Origin of the sequence: Desulfomicrobium macestii (assembly GCF_014873765.1) — a bacterium.
Classification (GTDB): domain Bacteria; phylum Desulfobacterota; class Desulfovibrionia; order Desulfovibrionales; family Desulfomicrobiaceae; genus Desulfomicrobium; species Desulfomicrobium macestii.
Window position 1 is genome coordinate 1 of the sequence record NZ_JADBGG010000052.1, and the last position, 17290, is coordinate 17290.

Here is a 17290-nt window from a genome sequence, read left to right on the forward strand (position 1 = left end):
GAAAGAACACTGCGATCCAAGCGGTACTTCCATGCTTCGGTCCTTCGGCATCACGATGCGTCATCCCCGCGAAGGCGGGGATCCATCCGGCGTTGCTGTGAGAGGGCGCGGTTTTTTGTTTGTTTGGAGCGCGGTGTGGCGGGTTGGCCCTCGCAAGGCTTCCGTTGAAATTACGGGAAACGTGCCGGTAATCCAGAGATTGTGCGAAACAGCGCTTCTTTTGCGAAAAAAACGCCGGACTCCCTTGACCTTGGCTTCGCTTGGGGGAAGAAGGGCGGCAAGGTTTTTTATGTTTTTTAGCCTCGAATGAGTACAGACCGAACATGCCTGCAACAGCTTACTTGCGGAGGACTTTCATGAGCATGGAGATTCTTGAACTGGTCAAGCGGCGGGACCCGGGCGAAGTGGAATTTCATCAGGCCGTGACGGAGGTCATGGAGTCCATAGAACCGGCGCTTGAGCGCAATCCCGAGTATCGCCGGGCAGGGATTGTCGAACGCATGGTCGAGCCGGAGCGCGTCATCATCTTCCGGGTTCCATGGGTTGACGATCACGGGGATGTGCACGTCAATCGGGGGTTTCGGGTTCAGATGAACAGCGCCATCGGGCCCTACAAGGGCGGTCTGCGTTTCCACCCTTCCGTAAATCTCGGCATTCTCAAATTTCTGGCCTTCGAGCAGGTCTTCAAGAATTCTTTGACCACCCTGCCCATGGGCGGGGGCAAGGGCGGCGCGGATTTCGACCCGAAGGGCAAGTCCGACAACGAGGTGCAGCGGTTCTGCCAGAGCTTCATGCTCGAACTCTTCCGGCATATCGGGCCGAACACGGACGTGCCTGCCGGAGACATCGGCGTGGGCGCGCGCGAAGTGGGCTTCATGTTCGGCATGTACAAGAAGCTCAGAAACGAATTCACGGGCGTGCTGACGGGCAAGGGCGCTTCCTGGGGCGGCAGCCTGGTCCGGCCCGAGGCCACGGGGTACGGGGCGGTCTATTTCGCGGGCGAGATGCTCGCGGCCCAGGGTAAGACGCTGGAGGGGACGCGCAGCCTGGTCTCCGGCTCGGGCAACGTGGCCCAATACACCATGGAAAAGCTGTTGCAGCTGGGCAGTTCCCCGATCACGTTTTCGGATTCGTCGGGCTACATCTACGACGAGGCCGGAGTGACGCCCGAAAAGCTCGCCTTCATCAAGCACCTCAAGAATGTGCGCCGGGGCCGGGTGCGTGAGTACGTGGACGCATACCCCGAGGCCGTCTTCACTCCGGCGGACTATGGGCTTGGGTACAATCCGCTCTGGGCGCACAAGGCCGACTGCGCCTTCCCTTGCGCAACACAGAACGAAATAGGCAGGCTCGATGCGGAAAACATGGTGGCCGGCGGCGTGCGGGTCGTGACCGAGGGAGCGAACATGCCTACCTCGCACGAGGGCGTGCATATCTTCCTGGACAACGGCGTGCTCTTTGGCCCCGGCAAGGCCGCCAACGCGGGCGGGGTCTCGGTCTCTGGCCTGGAGATGACCCAGAACAGCATGCGCCTGAGCTGGACCCGGCAGGAAGTGGATGACAGGCTGAAGCTGATCATGAAGACCATCCACAAGGTCTGCATGGACACCGCGGCGGTCTACGGCAAACCCCTCAACTATGTCGTTGGCGCCAACATCGCCGGATTCGTGAAGGTGGCCGACGCCATGCTGGATCAGGGCGTGGTCTGATGTAGACGGAAAAATGCTTGAATTGCGCGTTGCGGCTGGTCCTCGAAACAGGGTCAGCCGTTTGTTTTTTCCGGCATGGTTTCAATGTGGATTTTGTGGAGAAGTTCGTTTGTTGCGTTGCCCCTGTACGTGCCGGTGACAGGAGCGGTCAGCTCCGGTTCGGAGGCGGCGCAAAGGGCAAGGTGGCCTCCGACGACAGTAAGTCCGAGGGTGGGATCGTAGCCGCGCCAGCCAGCTCCGGGCAGATAGATTTCCGGGTAGGCGTGCAGGTCCCGCTCGGTTTGTTCTGGGTCGCCGATCTGGTAGCCGGACACGAACCGGGCGGGGATTCCCGCCTCCCGGCAGACCTCCATGAAGACGAGGCTGACGTCGCGGCAAGCACCACGGCCAAGCAGCAGCGTGGTCTCCGTGGTAAAGATGCCCGGTTCGAGTCGTGGGATGATTGTAATGTTCTGATAGATCCAGGCATTGAGAAGGCTCAAAAATTGGATGCTGTCGCCACCTGCCTCGGCCATGAATTTTTTGGCAAGGCCGCGTGTTGAAGGGCTGCCGGACCCAAGAGACGGCAGCAGGGCTTCGCGTTCAAGAGCGGGCAGATCAAGAGGGAGCGTGAATGCGCACGGGTGCAGCAGATAGTCGAAGGGGTTATCGCGCAGGGTGCGAGCCGTGAATTCCGTGCGGATAACCAGTTCCTCCCACATACCTTCAAACCACAGCCAGTGGGCGGCGTTGCCGCATGCGTCCAGGATTTCGCACTGGCCGGCCGGTTCGGGGCTGACCTTGAGGCTGAAGTCTTCAAGCAACTGCCCGGCGTCCTGCCTGGGCTTGAGCCTGATCAGATGCGGCTCAAGAAAGACGGGCCTGCTGAAACGATAGCTGGATTCGTGCTCTACCCGGATGCGCATCGCTCAATCCTCGGTTTTGGAGTGCAGTTTGCGGCTGCTGGGGGAGAGGCTGGCCGCGATGGCGTCGATCCATTCCGAGGGCAGGGCGTGGACGCCCTCGCGCAGCCGATCCTGCCACCAGGTGGAGATGTGCGCCAGATCGTTCTGCTCGAAGCGGTGCTCGATAAGGGAAAAGGAACCCTTAGAATAGACCACCACATCAAGAGGGAAGTCCACGTCGGCGGCGCTGATTCGCGTGGAGTCGAAAGCCAGACAGCCGACCTTGAGGGCAAAATGGATGGAGTCCGCGTGCTTGAGAGTCCGGTCAAGGACCGGCTTGCCGTATCCGGTTTCGCCAATGATATGGTAGGGTGTGCCGGAAGTGATCTCCACCCAGTTGCCCTGCGGGTAGATCAGGAACAGCTTGTGCGTGGCGTCGGCCGAGAACTGTCCGCCCATGATGGTGTGGATGTTGAACTGCAGCCCCGAGGCGTCGAGATATTCCTTGTCTTCCTTGGCCACGCGCCGGACGAGGTCGGCAAAGAGGTTTACGGCCTTGTAGAGCTTGTCCGGAGGAGGCCCGGATTCCAGGGCCTCCTCGAAGTAGGTGGCGACCTTGTCACGCAGGGAGCGCAGGCCGGAGGTCATGAAGAAGACCGCCCCGCTCTGGGTTTCATAGGTGCTCAGTTTCTGCGCCGTGGTCATTTCATTGCCGGCGGTGATGCGGGTGTCCGCCAGACCGACCAAACCGTCTTCCACCGTGATGCCGAGACAAAAGGTCATTGTTCCATCCTTACTTCCGGTCCTTGCGCCGCGTAACCGAAAAATTCGATTCCCAGGCGGGCGTCGACCGCATTCATGCGGGTTTGCAAACGGTCAGTGAAACGATGCAGACCCTGCGCGAAAACGTCTTCAATGGTCAAGTAGGAAAGGTCCGCGCACAGTTGACCTAAAAGGCGTTCGCTTTCGCAGGTGAAGAAATTCAGCCTTGTTCCCGTGATGGAGTGCAGGGAGGCCTGGGCATGAGTGAGTCCGTACAATATTGATCGAGAAAAATGATGATCAAAAAGAAGAAAGTCCGCCACCTTTTCGGGCGAGATGCGTCCCCGGCAGCGACGAAATGCGTTGAAGGCGCTGGTGGCCCGGAGTAGCGCCATCCAGTGGATGGAATCCCCGGGTTGCTGCGCGCCGTTTTGGCTGTCCAGCAGATGGTGAAAACTGACATCCAGGATGCGTGACGTCTTGTCGCAGCGTTCCAGAAGGCGTCCGAGCCGTGCGAAGTGCCAGGCCTCGTCCTCGATCATGGCGTCCGCCGCGATCCCGCCGAGGATGAAGTCCCGCATCTTGATCTCCTGGCAGAACGAAAACGGGTTCTCGACCACCTGCAGGGGGCGGGTCGAGGCGTCATGGACTAAATGGTAGAATATGTTGATATAGTTCCACATTTCGTACGGGATAACCTCGCGGATGGCGCGGGCGTTCTCCCGGGCCGCCCAGAGGCAGGACGCGATGGAATTGGGGTAGTCGCGGTCGAAACTCAGGAACGTGATGACCGAGGCCGCGTCGTAATACCCATATCGTTCCTGGAAAAGGGACTGGTCCCCGCTGGCTTCGATGAGGGATTTCCATTCACCGCTCTCGGAATCCTGGAGGTCCAGGGTCAGGTGCCAGTTGACCTCCACCACGCGGGCCAGATTCCCGGCCCGCTCCAGATATCTGCTCATCCAATAGATGGCGCTTGCAACGCGTGAAAGCATGGGCGTGTCCTTGGGGTTAATGTTTGAGGACCCAGGTGTCCTTGCTGCCGCCGCCCTGGGAGGAGTTGACCACCAGCGATCCTTTTTTGAGGGCCACCCTGGTCAGGCCGCCGGGAATGACCTGCACGTCCCCGCCATGAAGGATATAGGGCCGCAGATCCACATGTCTGCCTTCGAAATGATCGCCGACGATAACCGGGGCTCGGGAAAGCATGAGTGCGGGTTGGGCGATGTAGTTGCGGGGTCTGGCCTTGATGCGTCCAGCAAAATCCTCGCGCTCGGCCTTGGTAGAGCCCGGACCGATCAGCATGCCGTAGCCGCCGGATTCGTTGGCCGCCTTGACGACCATGGTCTCAAGATTGTCCAGCACAAAGGCCCGGTCTTCCTTTCGCCAGCAAAGATAGGTGGGGACGTTGGGGATGAATGCTTCCTCTCCCAGGTAATAGCGGATGATTTCGGGGACATATGCGTAGACGACCTTGTCGTCGGCCACGCCCGTTCCCGGCGCGTTGGCAAGGCAGACATTGCCGGCCCGGTAGGCACCCATGATACCCGGCACGCCCAGGAGCGATTCAGGCCTGAAGACAAGGGGATCGAGGTAGTCGTCGTTCAGGCGGCGGTAGATGACGTCCACCTTTTTGAGGCCCTTGGTCGTGCGCATGTAGACAAAATCGTTTTCGACAACCAGGTCCTGGTTCTGGACCAGTTCGATGCCGGTCTGCAGCGCGAGGAAGGAATGCTCGAAATAGGCGGAGTTGTAGATTCCGGGGGTGAGCAGGGCCACGCAGGGCTGCGAGTCGCTCTTGGGGGCCATGCGCAGCAGGAGATTTAGGAGTTTGGCCGGATAGTCGTCCACGGGGCGTACTCGCGAGGCCGCAAAAACTTCGGGCAGGGTCCGCTTCATGAGACTTCGGTTGGCCAGCACGTAGGACACTCCGGACGGGCAGCGCAGGTTGTCCTCAAGAACGAAGAAGGTTCCGCTTTCGTCGCGCACCAGGTCCGTGCCCGTGACGTGACACCAGATTCCGTGGGGCGGGTTTATGCCCATGCAGGCCGGGAGAAAGCCCTCGGCCGTCTCGATGATTTCGCGTGGGATGACTCCATCTCTTATGATCTTCTGTTTGTGGTAGATGTCATCCAGGAAAAGGTTCAGGGCAAAAATGCGCTGCTTGAGGCCAATCTCGACATGGTCCCAGTCATTGGCCTCAATGACGCGGGGCACCACGTCGAATGGGAAGATTTTTTCCGTGCCCTGCTCGTGTCCATAGACCGTGAACGTGATGCCGAGGTCGTAGAGAGCCTGCTCGGCCTGTTGCTGCCGCCTGAACAATTCGCCTTCGGGCAGCGACTCGATTTTGTCGACCAGAAGCTTCGTGCCGTCGCGGGGAACGCCGGGGGCCGAGAACATTTCGTCATGAAAAGGCCCAAGATCATAGCCGGTGAATTTCATAAGCAGCCTCCGGTTTTGACATCATTGTAAAATTTATGTGGTCCTGTGCCAATAGTTTAAACAAATACGTGCCTGAAAACAAACATTCTCACGTGATGTTTCTCCGTATTTCAGGCCTCCGTCGCGTTGCCTAAGGGCGGGGTAATTGCATAGACTCAAAGTTCCATCGCACAGTTTTCACCGGAGACAGACATGTCCCTCACGCCGTCCTTGCAACTTGTGGCCCAGGATTCGGAATTCAGAAAATTCCATGATCTCATGGCCAGGAAAGTCCAGAATATTCTGCTTGTGTCCACAGCCTATGACGCCTGGGTCATGGAGGAGGATTGCAAGCTCTCCGAACGCATCGTGTCCGAGTATCAGGGATTGAACCTGAGTCGGCCGCCGCGCCTGACGTGGGCGTCAGGCGCCGAGGAGGCCCTGGCCTTTCTGCGGCAGCGCCCGTTCGAGCTGGTCATCCTCATGCCGCAGCTGGCCGAGCGCGAGGCCTTGATCCTGGGACAGAAGATCAAGGAATTCGGGCTTGGCATCCCGGTTTATCTCCTGACGCACCGTGAGGTCTTTCTGCCGGGAGAGAACCCGGCCGACGGCATAGACCGCCAGTTCGTGTGGACCGGCAACGCCGATCTTCTGGTCGCCCTGGTCAAGAACGCCGAGGACGCCATGAACGTGGACTTCGACACGGTCAGCGTCGGCATCCGGGTCATCATCGTGGTCGAGGATTCCCCCCGCTATCAGTCCTGCCTGCTGCCCATCCTGTACCGCGAGCTTGTCGTCCAGACCCAGGACGTCATCCGGGAAGGGCTCAATCAGGAACACCGTCTGCTGACCATGCGCTGTCGGCCCAAGATTCTATTGGCCGACAACTACGAAGACGCGCTGGCCCTGTTCCAAAAATTCGAGCCGTATGTGCTGGGCGTGCTTTCCGATGTGCGCTTTCCCCGTGGCGGCAAGCTCGACGCCTCGGCCGGTGTTGATCTGCTTGGTGCCATCAAGGCGCAGCGTTTCGACATTCCGCTGCTCCTCATGAGCAACGAACCGGACAACGCCCGCAGGGCCATGGAGATTCCGGCCAGTTTCGTGGACAAGAACTCCCCGAGCCTGCTTGCGGATGTGCGCGCTTTCGTTTTGGAACGTCTGGGGTTCGGCGATTTCATTTTTCGCGGTCCGGAGGGCGAGGAGATCTCCCGGGCCGGGAGTCTCTATGCGCTGGAGGAGCGGCTAAAAACCATTCCGGCCGAGGCTCTGGTCCATCATTCCCGTCACAATGATTTCTCGCGCTGGTTTTTTGCGCGCACCGAATTTGAGCTGGCCAACCGTCTGCGGCCCATGAGCGAGTCGGACTTCGCTTCACCGGAGCTCCTGCGCCGCGGCGTCATCGAGATGATCCGGGACAGGCGGCAGCAGCGCCAGAAAGGCATCGTGGCGAATTTCAACGCCAAGGATTTCGACCCGACCACGGATTTCTTCAAGATCGGCCAGGGCTCCATGGGTGGCAAGGCGCGCGGGCTGGCGTTTCTGTTTTCGATCCTGAACAGGATTCCGGCCCTGGCGGTAAAATATCCCGGGGTAGATTTTTTCATGCCCAAGACGCTGGGTATTTCGACTGAAGGGTTTGATTCGTTTGTAAAAATCAATGATCTTAAATATTTGTCCAGTACGGATCTTGCCGACGACGAGGTCTTGAAGATCGTCGAAAAGGCCCGTTTCCCCAAGTGGCTCAGCCATCAGCTAAGGGCCTATCTGGCGCAGGTCCACCATCCTTTGGCCGTACGCTCGTCAAGCCTCCTTGAGGACGCCCAGTATCAGGCCTATGCCGGGCTGTACTCTACGATCATGGTCCCCAACAATCATCCCGACCCGGACGTGCGCCTTCAGGAATTGATCCTGGCCATCAAGCAGGTCTACGCCTCCACGTTCTATCAGGCGCCCAAGGCCTTTTCGCGCCGGGTCAGTCAGCGCACCGACGAGGAGAAGATGGGCGTGCTGGTGCAGCAGGTCATCGGGGACAAGTACGCAGGGTATTTCTATCCGGCCATTTCCGGAGTGGCACAGTCCTACAATTACTATCCTTTCGGGCGCATGAAGCCCGAGGACGGGGTGGCCACCATCGCTTTCGGATTCGGCAAGATCGTGGTCGACGGCGGGCAGACCCTGCGTTTTTCGCCGAGATATCCGAACATCCTGCCCCAATGTCCGACCGTCGAACTGGCTTTGCGCACGGCACAGACCGAATTCTACAGCCTGTCTCTGGAGCATTGGCCTTGGGCGCGCACGGATTTTTCACTCTCCCGCCGCAACATCACCGAAGCCGAGGACGACGGGCCCCTGGCGCTGGTGGCCTCAACCTTTCTGCCGGAGGAAGGACGCATCCGCGATACCGCGTCCATCCCCGATCGGCCGCGTGTTCTGCTTTTCGCGCCGGTGCTGAAGCACAAGATTCTGCCTCTGGCGGAGATCCTGGCCGACGTCCTTGGAATCGCGGAATCGGCCATGGGCTGCCCCGTGGAGATCGAGTTCGCGTGCAGACTTCACCCGGACAAGGAGCACAGGCCCGTATTCTCCCTGCTCCAGTTGCGGCCCATGTCCGCCCGGGCGGATCTCAATCGGGTCACCATCACCGAGCATGACCGCGGGCGTGCCTTTTGCCTGTCCACCCACGCGCTTGGCAACGCCGAGAAGAGCGATGTTCAGGATGTCGTCTTTGTGCGACCCGATGCCTTCGAGGTCGAAAAAACCGTGCAGATCGCGGGGGAGATCAGCCGCATCAATGCTGCGCTCGTGGCCGAGGGGCGCAAATATCTGTTGGTGGGTCCCGGGCGATGGGGCACGGCGGATCGCTGGCTGGGCATTCCCGTGGCCTGGAACGACATCTGCGGGGTTTCGGCCATCGTCGAGACCGCTTCGGCGCAACTGCGCGTGGAACCGTCCCAGGGTTCCCACTTCTTCCACAACATCACCACTCTTGGGATCAATTACATTATGATGTCTGGCAAGGAGGGCGAGCGTTTCGACTGGGAGTGGCTTGAGGGGCACGACGTCGTGGCCAGGGAGGAGCATGTGGTTCATGTGCGCCTGTCGGCACCAATGATCATCAAGGTCGATGGCCGTAGCTCGCACTGCGCGATCACTCCCGGAAACGGGGCGGCGCAGGGGCGTGAGGTGGACCCGGAACCGCAGGGTGCTGGGTGCTGCACTCTGGGTTCCGGGGGATCAGGTTCGCCCGGGCAGTGCGCACTATGATTTCGGCGATGCGCCGGGAAAGGCTGCTCTGCAGGCTCCAGCACTGATAGAAATGGGGGACGCGCAAGGTTTCTCCCGGGGTGAGATCGACCAGTTCGCCTTTCTTCAGATACGGTTCGGCCAGGATGCTGGAGACCATGCCGTACGCTCCGCCTTGGAGGATGAGCCCCTGGAAGCTGATGTTGGACGGCATGACGTGTGCGGGCGGGGTGATTTCCTCACCGAAGTGCTGGCGCAGGAATTCGTGCTGCAGCGCGTCCTTGTGGTTGAAAATGACGATCGGCGCGGTGTCCGCGGTCTGCCGGTCGAAACCATGTGGGCAGTGGCGCGATCTGAACGCAGGTGTGGCCACGCACAGGTATTCCATGTCGCCAAGGTCGTGGGTGAGCAGGCCCTGAAAGTTCGCCGGTGTCGAGGTGATGGCGCCCTGGACTTCCCCCGATCGCAGATAGGCGTGGGTCACGGACTGGTCGTCGACCACGAGATCAAGGAGCACGTTCTCTTCCGCGAGGATGTCGGGAATGCTGCGCAGGAACCAGTTGTCCAGGCTGTCGGCGTTGACCGCCAGGGTCACGGTCGCCGTATTGCTGCTTTCGCCCGGGGCCAATTCTTCGAAGAGCGATTCCTCCAGAACGGAAAGTTGCCGGAAGTGGCGCAGCATGGCCATCCCCGCTGATGTGGGCCGGATCGGCACCGAGCGCACCACGAGCATTTGCCCCACGTGCTCCTCAAGCTGACGGATGCGTTGGGAAATCGCGGACTGGGTCAGAAAGAGAGAGCGGGCGGCCTTTTCAAAGCTTTGTTCGGTGATGACAGCGGCCAGGGCCTGAAGGTGTTTGGTATCGATCATTAGTTTTTCTTATGGCTCAATAAAATTATTCGTTTTCCTTATGACCCATCCTCAATTATTCCCCGGTTCAACGTAACACAAGGGGAACCTGATGATTTTCACGCCATTTTTACAGGGTCTGGGAACAGGCGCCGGTCTCATTATCGCCATCGGTGCGCAAAATGCCTTCGTGCTCAATCGGGGTCTGACCCGCAACCATCATCTCACCGTGGCGCTGATCTGCGCCTTGAGCGACGCCCTGCTCATAACCCTTGGACTGTCGGGGATGGGAATTGTCCTGGCGCACAGCGAGGCGCTGGCGGTATGGGCCACCTGGCTCGGAGTGGCATTTCTTTTCTGGTACGGGCTGCGCTCTTTTCGTTCGGCCATGCGCTCGGGAAGTCTCGAAGCCCAGGAACGGGCGCGGATGGGGCTTGGGGCCACGGTGGTCGCGACCCTGGCAGTGACGTTCCTCAATCCGCACGTCTATCTCGATACCGTGCTCCTGCTTGGCTCCATCGGTGGGCGTTATCCCGAGGCGCAGCGCTTTTTCTTCGGCGCGGGCGCGGTTACGGCTTCCCTGCTCTGGTTTCTCGCCCTGGGCCTTGGCGCGCGTCTGTTGCTGCCTTTTTTTCGTCATCCCAGATCATGGGCCGTGCTCGATGTTCTGGTGGGCCTGACCATGTGGGGTGTGGCCGCATCGCTGATGGCGTCCGTTTTTGCGGCCTGATTTGGGGTGTCTGAACCCTTTACCCCGCCCCCTCCCCCGGCTATCAACCTCCCATCGGAGGAACGATGGCCAAAAATTACGATCCGCGCATGCACACGGCGGAGCACATTCTCAATCAGACCATGGACCGGCTTTTTGTCTGCGGGCGGTGCTTTTCCGCGCATGTGAACCCGGACAAGGCCAAGTGCGACTATCATTACGATCGCGATCTGACCGAGGCCGAGGCCCGGGACGTGGAGGCGAGGGTGAACGCCGTCATCGCCGCCGATCTGCCGGTCTTCGCCCAGGCCATGTCCCGCAATGAGGCCGAGGCACGCTTCAATCTGGAACGCCTGCCGGAAGACGCGTCCGGGGAATTGCGCATCATCCACGTCGGGGATTACGACGCATGCCCATGCATCGGCGAGCATGTGGACCGCACCGGCGCGCTGGGCACGTTCCGGCTGACCACGCATTCATTCGAGAACGGGGTGCTCAGGCTGCGCTTCAAGCTCGGAAAAAACGCCTGATCATGGCGAATCTCCCCTCACACGGCGGCAATATTCGTTTCATGGCCGCGTCGCTTGCCTGTGCGCCCGAAGAAATTCTGGACTTTTCGGCCAACATCAACCCCCTGGGGCCGCCCGCATGGCTGCGCCCCGTGGTGGCTCGCGCGCTGGCCGGGACAGCGCATTATCCCGAGCCCCGGGCCGAAGAACTGCGCCGGATCGCCGCCTCGCGCATGGGGGTGCAGCCAATGAACGTAGTCGCGGGCAACGGTTCGTCGGAACTGCTTTACGCCTTGCCCAGAGTCTGTGCCTCTCTTGGAATTGAGCGCGCCGTTTTGCCCGTGCCCTGCTACGGAGATTACGGGAGGGCTTGCGCGGCCGCCGGAATTACCTGTCAGACATTGACGCTGCGTCCCGACAACGGCTTCGTCCTGGATTGGGCAGGACTGGAAGATTTGCTTCAGGAACGGGCCCTGGTCATTCTCGGGCAGCCCGGAAACCCGGCCGGGACCCTGCTCGAACCCGAGCGCATCCTGGATTTGGCCGATCGGCATCCGAAGAGTTTCTTTCTTGTGGACGAGGCTTTCGCCGATTTCGTCCCGCGACTTTCCCGGCTGGGCGCTACGATTCGACCCAATCTGTTTGTCCTGCATTCCCTGACCAAATTCTATGCCGTGCCCGGACTGCGTCTGGGCCTTGGGTATGGCGGCGCGGATGTGTGCGCGGCGATTTCGGCTTTGCTACCGGACTGGAGCGTCAACGCGCTGGCGCAGGCCGTGGGCGAGGAGGCCCTGCGTGACGACGCCTACGCCGAGCGCTCCATGGATGCGGTGCAGACTCTGCGCACTCGGCTGGAAGCTGATCTTGTGGGCCTTGGGCTCACGGTTTTTCCGGGCAGCGCCAACTATCTGCTCTGCCGCAGTGTGCACCCGGACGCGTTTGCCTTGCAGGAAGTGCTTGCCAAAAGCCGTATTCTGATCCGCAACTGCGCCAATTATGAAGGACTCGACGCCCATTATTTTCGGGTGGCCGTGCGCGGCACCGAGGAAAACAAGCGCCTGGTCGAGGCTTTTTCAAAGATTTTCGAACCGACCAGGCCCCGCGGCCGGGCCGTGCGCAAAACCCCGGCCATTATGCTTCAGGGGCTTTCGTCCAACGCGGGAAAGTCGGTCCTCACGGCGGCCCTGTGCCGGATTTTCCTGCAGGACGGACTTGGAGTGGCTCCGTTCAAGGCCCAGAACATGTCGCTCAATTCTTTCGTTACCCGCAGCGGCGGGGAAATGGGCCGGGCTCAGGTCCTGCAGGCCCAGGCCTGCAGGCTGGAGCCGGACGTGCGCATGAATCCGGTCCTCCTGAAGCCCAACTCGGAGACGGGTTCGCAGGTCATCGTGCTCGGCAAGCCCGTGGGCAACATGAGCGTGGGCCAGTACATCCGCTTCAAGCCGCAAATTTTCGAGACCATCACCACGGCTTACGACGAGCTTGCCGCACGGTCCCGGGTCATGGTGCTGGAAGGGGCGGGCAGTCCGGCCGAGGTCAACCTGAAATCCCATGACGTGGTCAACATGCGCATGGCTCGCCATGCCGGGGCCAAGGTGCTGCTGGCCGGAGACATCGATCGGGGTGGCGTATTCGCCTCATTTGTAGGCACCATGGAGGTCATGGAGGAATGGGAGCGCGCGCTGGTGGTGGGTTTTGTCGTCAACCGTTTCCGGGGCAGACAGGATCTGCTCGGGGACGCCATCGACTATGTGCGCCGCTTTACCGGAGTTCCGACGCTGGGTGTGGTGCCGTTTCTGCGGAATCTGGGATTGCCCGAGGAGGATTCGGTCAGCTTCAAGGATGCCCGGCCGCTTGGCAGGCAAGCCGAGTTGTGCGTCGTGGCCGTGGACCTGCCGCATATTTCCAATTTCACGGACCTTGATGCGCTGGGCCTTGAACCGGATGTGGATCTGCGCATTGCCCGCGCACCCCGGGATCTGGCCGGAGCCGACGTGATCATTCTTCCGGGTTCGCGCAATGTGTTCGCGGATCTGGACTATCTGTGGAGTTCGGGCATGGCTCAGGCGATTCTGGCCAGCCAGGCCGAAATCGTCGGGGTCTGCGGTGGCTTGCAGATGCTCGGAACCGACGTCACGGACCCGGCCCTTGTCGAAAGCGCGGGAGCGTCCGCCCGTCCCTTGAGCTTTCTGCCTTTGGCAACGCAGATGGCGGTGGACAAGGTCTTGTGTCAGGCGTGCTGCGTGCATCTGCCTTCGGGGGAAACGATTCGCGGGTATGAGATTCATCATGGACGGACGCGCGTGCTGGATGGACAGGTCGAGCCGCTCATGACCCGCACGGACGGAACCGTGATCGGATGGGCCCGGGCCGACGGCATGGTCTGGGGCACCTATCTGCACGGAGTCTTTGATGCCGACGGGTTTCGGCGTTACTTCCTGGATCGTTTGCGGATGCGCAAGGGGCTCGATCCTCTGAAGTCGGTGCAGGTGGCCTATGACCTTGAAGCCGCGCTGGATCGCCTGGCCTCGGTGGTGCGGGAGAGTCTCGACATGGAGCGAATCTACCGCCTTCTGGATTGAGGGCGTCGGTCAGGTGCCTTTGATGACGCGCACGCTTGTCTCGTAGTAGGGCGTGCCGCGTCCCACTGTGCTTGAAATGTCCTGGGTCAGCCGGTTCAGTCCGTGCCCGGCTTTGAGCCAGCCCCCGCGTTCAGACACCAGGATGTCTCGCCGCTGTCCGGCCTTCACTTCAAGTTTTGCCCGGACAGCTCCAGTCCGGCTTTCCACCACCACTTCTTCTCCATTTTCAAGACACAGGCGGCGCGCTTCCTCCTCGGCCAGGATGACCACGGGCAACGGATCGTGTCCGGCCATGGTTCGCTCGGAGCAGATGAATCCGTGAGGGGCGATGGTCAGCAGCCTGTAGGGGTATGCGGGGTCGCGGCGGTCGAGATCCTCGGGCCTGAACTCGGTCATGAATTGAAACCTGCCCGAGGGCGTGGGGAAGCTTTTGTTCGCAAAGGGGACCATGGGAGCGTTCAGGCGGAAGGCCTTTTTTCGCAGGTCCGCCATGGAGCATCCCTGTTCCCGGATGGGCGCGCAGAGGTCGTGCAGCCAGTCCGTGACGCTGCGCTGGAAACGATCGGCAAAATCAAAGCGTCCGGCCAGGTCGTGAAACATCTGGAACTCGCTTTTGCACTCGCCCATGGGCGCGATGACCCGGTTGACGGGGCCGACATGGTTGTGGCCGTAGCTGGCCATGACGTCCTCTTCTTCCAGAAACGTCGTGGCCGGCAGAAAGACATGGGCCTGGTCGGCGGTGTCGTCCAGAAAGTGCCCGGAATAGACCACGAATTTGGCGTGCCGGAACGCGGCGATCGTCTTGGCCGTGTTCGGGGCCATACACACGGGGTTGGCGGCCGTGACATATATCATGCGGATTTCAGGATCGCGGGCGTTCATGATCTCTTCTGCGATGCGCGGTAGGAGCAGGGTGCGTCGGCGCGGGTTCAGATCGTCGCCCCAGAATTTCTGGTCGAAGGGGCCATATTCCTCGAAGCCCTGGCTGACTCCGCCGCCGGAGACGCCGATGTTGCCGCTGATGGCTGCGAGGGCGTCAATGGCCCGGATGGACAGGTGGGCCTCCCTGTGACGGTGGATGCCCCAGCCAAGCAAAGTGGCCGTGGGTTTTTGGAGCATGAGGGTTTCGGCCAGGAAGTGCGCATCTTCCACGGCTGTGTCGCAGCGCACGCACAATTCTTCCACGCTGTGCCGGGCCAGAATGCGCAGGTAGTCGTTTGCGCCCAGCGCATGGTTTTCCAGGAAGTCGCGGTCTTCGGCCTCCCGGGCCAGGATGAGCTTGGCCACGGCCATGGCCAGAAAGGCGTCGGAGCCGGGCTTGGGCGCGATGTGCCTGTCGGCGAGGGCCGCCGATCTGCTGGGCACCGGATCGATGAGTACAACCCTGCCGCCGCGCCGGCGGATTTTGCGGATGACGGGGACAAGGCTGATGTTGGTGGAAACGGGGTTGCGGCCCCACAGGATCATGGATCTGCTGTTGGCGTGGTCCAGGGGATCGTGGGACACGCGCCTGCCGAAATCGAGGTCCTGGGCGCGCTGCCCCGTTCCGCCGCACAGCGATCCCGCCGGCGTGGTCACCCCTCCCAGAAGATTGAAGAAGTAGCGGTTCAGGAGTTTCAGGGCCGTGCGCTCCCCGTATCCCTGATAGTAGAGAATGGCCTCGGGCCCGGACTCCGCTGCGATGGACTTCAAACGGCTGGCGACAGTGTCCAGCACTTCGTCCCATCCGGCCTTTCTCCACGGAAGCGAGCGCCGGTCGCGGATCAGCGGGTGAGTGATGCGCTCCGGACTGTAGACCCGCTTGATGTACCGCGCCGCCTTCACGCAAGTCAGCCCCCTGGTAATGGGGTGTCCGGGATCTCCTTTCAGGGTGACCAGACGGCTGTCGCGAATTTCGGCCAGAAGGCCGCAGGTATTGGGACAGTCTCGGGTGCAGGTGGTCACGATTGTTTCATTCATTATGTAAAGGGGGGGTGAAGATTTTGAAGGATGGCGCCCAGTTTTTCAGGACGTGCGGCATATTCCGCCACATGCCCGTCGTCGTCAACCTGGGTCCGGTCCGCTTGACAATTCTCATCCCCCGTGCTCCCGAAGACAGCCATGAAGTCCTTCGCTCCCAACCCCGAAACACCTGTGCGTGGGCGGCTTGCCCCCAGTCCGACCGGACATCTTCATCTCGGCAACGCCTGGTCCTTCCTGCTGTGCTGGCTGGCTGTGCGGTCTGCCGGAGGGCGACTTGTGCTGCGAATGGAGGATATCGACCCGGAGCGTTCGCGCCCGTACTTTGCCGAGGAGATCATGCGCGATCTGGCATGGCTCGGCCTGGACTGGGACGAGGGGCCGGATCTCGGCGGCCCGTATGCCCCGTACACTCAGCAGGAGCGACTGGAGCGCTATGCGGAGGTCATTGAGGCCTTGACCCGTCTTGGGCGCACCTATCCGTGCTACTGCACGCGCAAGGAGCTCAGGACCATGGCCTCCGCGCCCCATCTTGAGGACGCCGGCCCCGTCTATCCGGGCACCTGCCTGGGGCTTGACGTTGCGGCATGCAGGGAACGGGAGGCGGAGGGCAGGCGCCCGGCTCTGCGCTTGCATGGCGCGGGGGAGACTCGCTTCGATGATCTGCTGCATGGCGAGGTCCGTCTGGATTGGGCGCAGTGCGGCGGAGATTTCCCGCTGCGCCGTTCGGACGGGGTCATATCCTATCAACTGGCCGTGGCCCTGGATGACATGGACCAGGCCATCAATCTGGTGGTCCGGGGCGCGGACATCCTGCCGTGCACGCCGCGTCAGATCTTCATCTTTGATCTTCTGCAGGCGCCGGTTCCACGCTATGCCCATGTGCCCTTGCTGTTTGATCATGAGGGGGTGCGTCTGGCCAAGCGTCATCAGTCGCTTGAGTTGCGCGCGCTGCGTGAGACGGGGATATCGCCGAGGGCTGTCGCGGGGTATCTGGGACATCTGGCAGGCTTGCTGCCCGAGGGCGTCGCGGTGGCACCAGCGGAGATCATATCTGAATTTGAATGGGAGAAGATCCCCCAGGGACCCGTGGTCTTGCAGGATCAGGTCGAAATCGTATTGAAGGGTATTTTGTGAAAAATCTTTAATTTCAAGCGTTAAGAATGAAGTCCGCGGATTGGTTTCAATAAATTTTATAAAACTGTGAATTTTTAGTTGACGGGCGTCGATGAGTTCACATAGAGGCTTCTTCCGCGATGAGGAACGCCTCTTCCGGACAAAGCAAAGTTCATTGATATTTTCATATATTTCGTCCTGGTGACCACGGCGGAGGGGAACCACCCGATTCCATTCCGAACTCGGAAGTTAAGACCTCCAGCGCCGATGATACTGCAAGTTCACTTGTGGGAAAGTAGGTCGTCGCCAGGACTTTTTTATTCTCTTCTCTAGGTTGGAAAGTCATTAAAAAAATGATTGACCTTTTGAAGACAGCGGGGTTAGAAGATTAACCCTGCCTTTGCGAAGAACGCTTCGCGAAGGAAATTTGAAAAAGCTTGAAAAAAGCGCTTGACGGTGGTTGAGGGAGTCGATAGAGACGTTTCCTCTTGCCGGAAGGCTAAAGGATCTTTGACAAATAAATAGCGAGTTGGAGCAAATAGA

General features: G+C 60.4%; 13 protein-coding genes and 1 rRNA gene. 8 read left to right on the forward strand and 6 right to left on the reverse strand.

Going from position 1 to position 17290, the window contains the following annotated elements; all coding sequences use genetic code 11:
• Together H4684_RS20845 and gdhA are read left to right on the forward strand one after the other, a co-directional pair.
• Positions 1-310: hypothetical protein (locus tag H4684_RS20845; RefSeq protein ID WP_225940568.1), on the forward strand; the 310-nt coding region annotated here is incomplete at its 5' end.
• 52 nt (positions 311-362) lie between these two features.
• The gene (gene gdhA, locus H4684_RS19370) at positions 363-1709 is read left to right on the forward strand and encodes an NADP-specific glutamate dehydrogenase (protein ID WP_192625012.1); all 1347 of its coding nucleotides are present in this window, start codon (positions 363-365) and stop codon (positions 1707-1709) included.
• Positions 1710-1762: 53 nt separating this feature from the next.
• Here gdhA and H4684_RS19375 read toward each other — a convergent pair whose 3' ends face one another.
• Genes H4684_RS19375 through H4684_RS19390 form a run of 4 tightly spaced genes read right to left on the reverse strand, consistent with a single transcriptional unit; the run spans position 1763 to position 5800 of the window.
• On the reverse strand, positions 1763-2614 hold the full coding sequence (locus H4684_RS19375; RefSeq protein WP_192625001.1) for a transglutaminase family protein: 852 nt from the start codon (positions 2612-2614) through the stop codon (positions 1763-1765).
• Positions 2615-2617: 3 nt separating this feature from the next.
• The gene (locus tag H4684_RS19380) at positions 2618-3376 is read right to left on the reverse strand and encodes a peptidase (RefSeq protein ID WP_192625002.1); all 759 of its coding nucleotides are present in this window, start codon (positions 3374-3376) and stop codon (positions 2618-2620) included.
• Positions 3373-4350, reverse strand: coding sequence for an alpha-E domain-containing protein (locus H4684_RS19385; protein ID WP_192625003.1), 978 nt, complete (start codon positions 4348-4350; stop codon positions 3373-3375). The genes H4684_RS19380 and H4684_RS19385 overlap by 4 nt, the downstream gene beginning before the upstream one ends.
• Positions 4351-4366: 16 nt before the next feature.
• Positions 4367-5800, reverse strand: coding sequence for a circularly permuted type 2 ATP-grasp protein (locus H4684_RS19390; protein ID WP_192625004.1), 1434 nt, complete (start codon positions 5798-5800; stop codon positions 4367-4369).
• 192 nt (positions 5801-5992) lie between these two features.
• Here H4684_RS19390 and H4684_RS19395 point away from each other — a divergent pair, with 192 nt between their 5' ends.
• A complete protein-coding gene (locus H4684_RS19395) occupies positions 5993-9043 on the forward strand; it encodes a PEP/pyruvate-binding domain-containing protein (RefSeq protein ID WP_192625005.1) in 3051 nt (1016 codons plus the stop codon).
• Here H4684_RS19395 and H4684_RS19400 read toward each other — a convergent pair.
• Complete coding sequence (locus H4684_RS19400) at positions 8928-9893, reverse strand: LysR family transcriptional regulator ArgP (RefSeq protein WP_192625006.1); 966 nt, start codon at positions 9891-9893, stop codon at positions 8928-8930. The genes H4684_RS19395 and H4684_RS19400 overlap by 116 nt on opposite strands.
• A gap of 91 nt (positions 9894-9984) precedes the next feature.
• On the opposite strand from H4684_RS19400, the gene H4684_RS19405 reads away from it, so the two are divergent.
• The 3 genes from H4684_RS19405 (at position 9985) to H4684_RS19415 (ending at position 13672) form a co-directional block, all read left to right on the forward strand.
• On the forward strand, positions 9985-10602 hold the full coding sequence (locus H4684_RS19405) for a LysE/ArgO family amino acid transporter (RefSeq protein WP_192625007.1): 618 nt from the start codon (positions 9985-9987) through the stop codon (positions 10600-10602).
• Between the two features lie 65 nt (positions 10603-10667).
• Positions 10668-11111, forward strand: coding sequence for an alanyl-tRNA editing protein (locus tag H4684_RS19410; RefSeq protein ID WP_192625008.1), 444 nt, complete (start codon positions 10668-10670; stop codon positions 11109-11111).
• Between the two features lie 2 nt (positions 11112-11113).
• On the forward strand, positions 11114-13672 hold the full coding sequence (locus H4684_RS19415; RefSeq protein WP_192625009.1) for a cobyric acid synthase: 2559 nt from the start codon (positions 11114-11116) through the stop codon (positions 13670-13672).
• A 9-nt stretch (positions 13673-13681) separates the two neighbouring features.
• On the opposite strand, the gene H4684_RS19420 is transcribed toward H4684_RS19415, so the two are convergent.
• Complete coding sequence (locus H4684_RS19420) at positions 13682-15631, reverse strand: molybdopterin-dependent oxidoreductase (RefSeq protein WP_192625010.1); 1950 nt, start codon at positions 15629-15631, stop codon at positions 13682-13684.
• Positions 15632-15772: 141 nt separating this feature from the next.
• Here H4684_RS19420 and gluQRS point away from each other — a divergent pair, with 141 nt between their 5' ends.
• Entirely contained in the window at positions 15773-16768 is a 996-nt protein-coding gene (gene gluQRS, locus H4684_RS19425; RefSeq protein ID WP_192625011.1) for a tRNA glutamyl-Q(34) synthetase GluQRS, read from the forward strand.
• Positions 16769-16944: 176 nt separating this feature from the next.
• Positions 16945-17059, forward strand: a 5S ribosomal RNA gene (gene rrf, locus H4684_RS19430).
• Positions 17060-17290 lie beyond the last annotated feature (231 nt).

Bases quoted from the DNA above. Each gene is read 5' to 3' on its own strand.
- H4684_RS19415 (WP_192625009.1), top strand. From the start codon at position 11,114: ATGGCGAATCTCCCCTCACACGGCGGCAATATTCGTTTCATGGCCGCG.
- H4684_RS19380 (WP_192625002.1), bottom strand. From the start codon at position 3,376: ATGACCTTTTGTCTCGGCATCACGGTGGAAGACGGTTTGGTCGGTCTG.
- gdhA (WP_192625012.1), top strand. From the start codon at position 363: ATGGAGATTCTTGAACTGGTCAAGCGGCGGGACCCGGGCGAAGTGGAA.
- H4684_RS19385 (WP_192625003.1), bottom strand. From the start codon at position 4,350: ATGCTTTCACGCGTTGCAAGCGCCATCTATTGGATGAGCAGATATCTG.
- H4684_RS19410 (WP_192625008.1), top strand. From the start codon at position 10,668: ATGGCCAAAAATTACGATCCGCGCATGCACACGGCGGAGCACATTCTC.
- H4684_RS19420 (WP_192625010.1), bottom strand. From the start codon at position 15,631: ATGAATGAAACAATCGTGACCACCTGCACCCGAGACTGTCCCAATACC.
- H4684_RS19375 (WP_192625001.1), bottom strand. From the start codon at position 2,614: ATGCGCATCCGGGTAGAGCACGAATCCAGCTATCGTTTCAGCAGGCCC.
- H4684_RS19395 (WP_192625005.1), top strand. From the start codon at position 5,993: ATGTCCCTCACGCCGTCCTTGCAACTTGTGGCCCAGGATTCGGAATTC.
- H4684_RS19400 (WP_192625006.1), bottom strand. From the start codon at position 9,893: ATGATCGATACCAAACACCTTCAGGCCCTGGCCGCTGTCATCACCGAA.
- gluQRS (WP_192625011.1), top strand. From the start codon at position 15,773: ATGAAGTCCTTCGCTCCCAACCCCGAAACACCTGTGCGTGGGCGGCTT.
- H4684_RS19405 (WP_192625007.1), top strand. From the start codon at position 9,985: ATGATTTTCACGCCATTTTTACAGGGTCTGGGAACAGGCGCCGGTCTC.
- H4684_RS19390 (WP_192625004.1), bottom strand. From the start codon at position 5,800: ATGAAATTCACCGGCTATGATCTTGGGCCTTTTCATGACGAAATGTTC.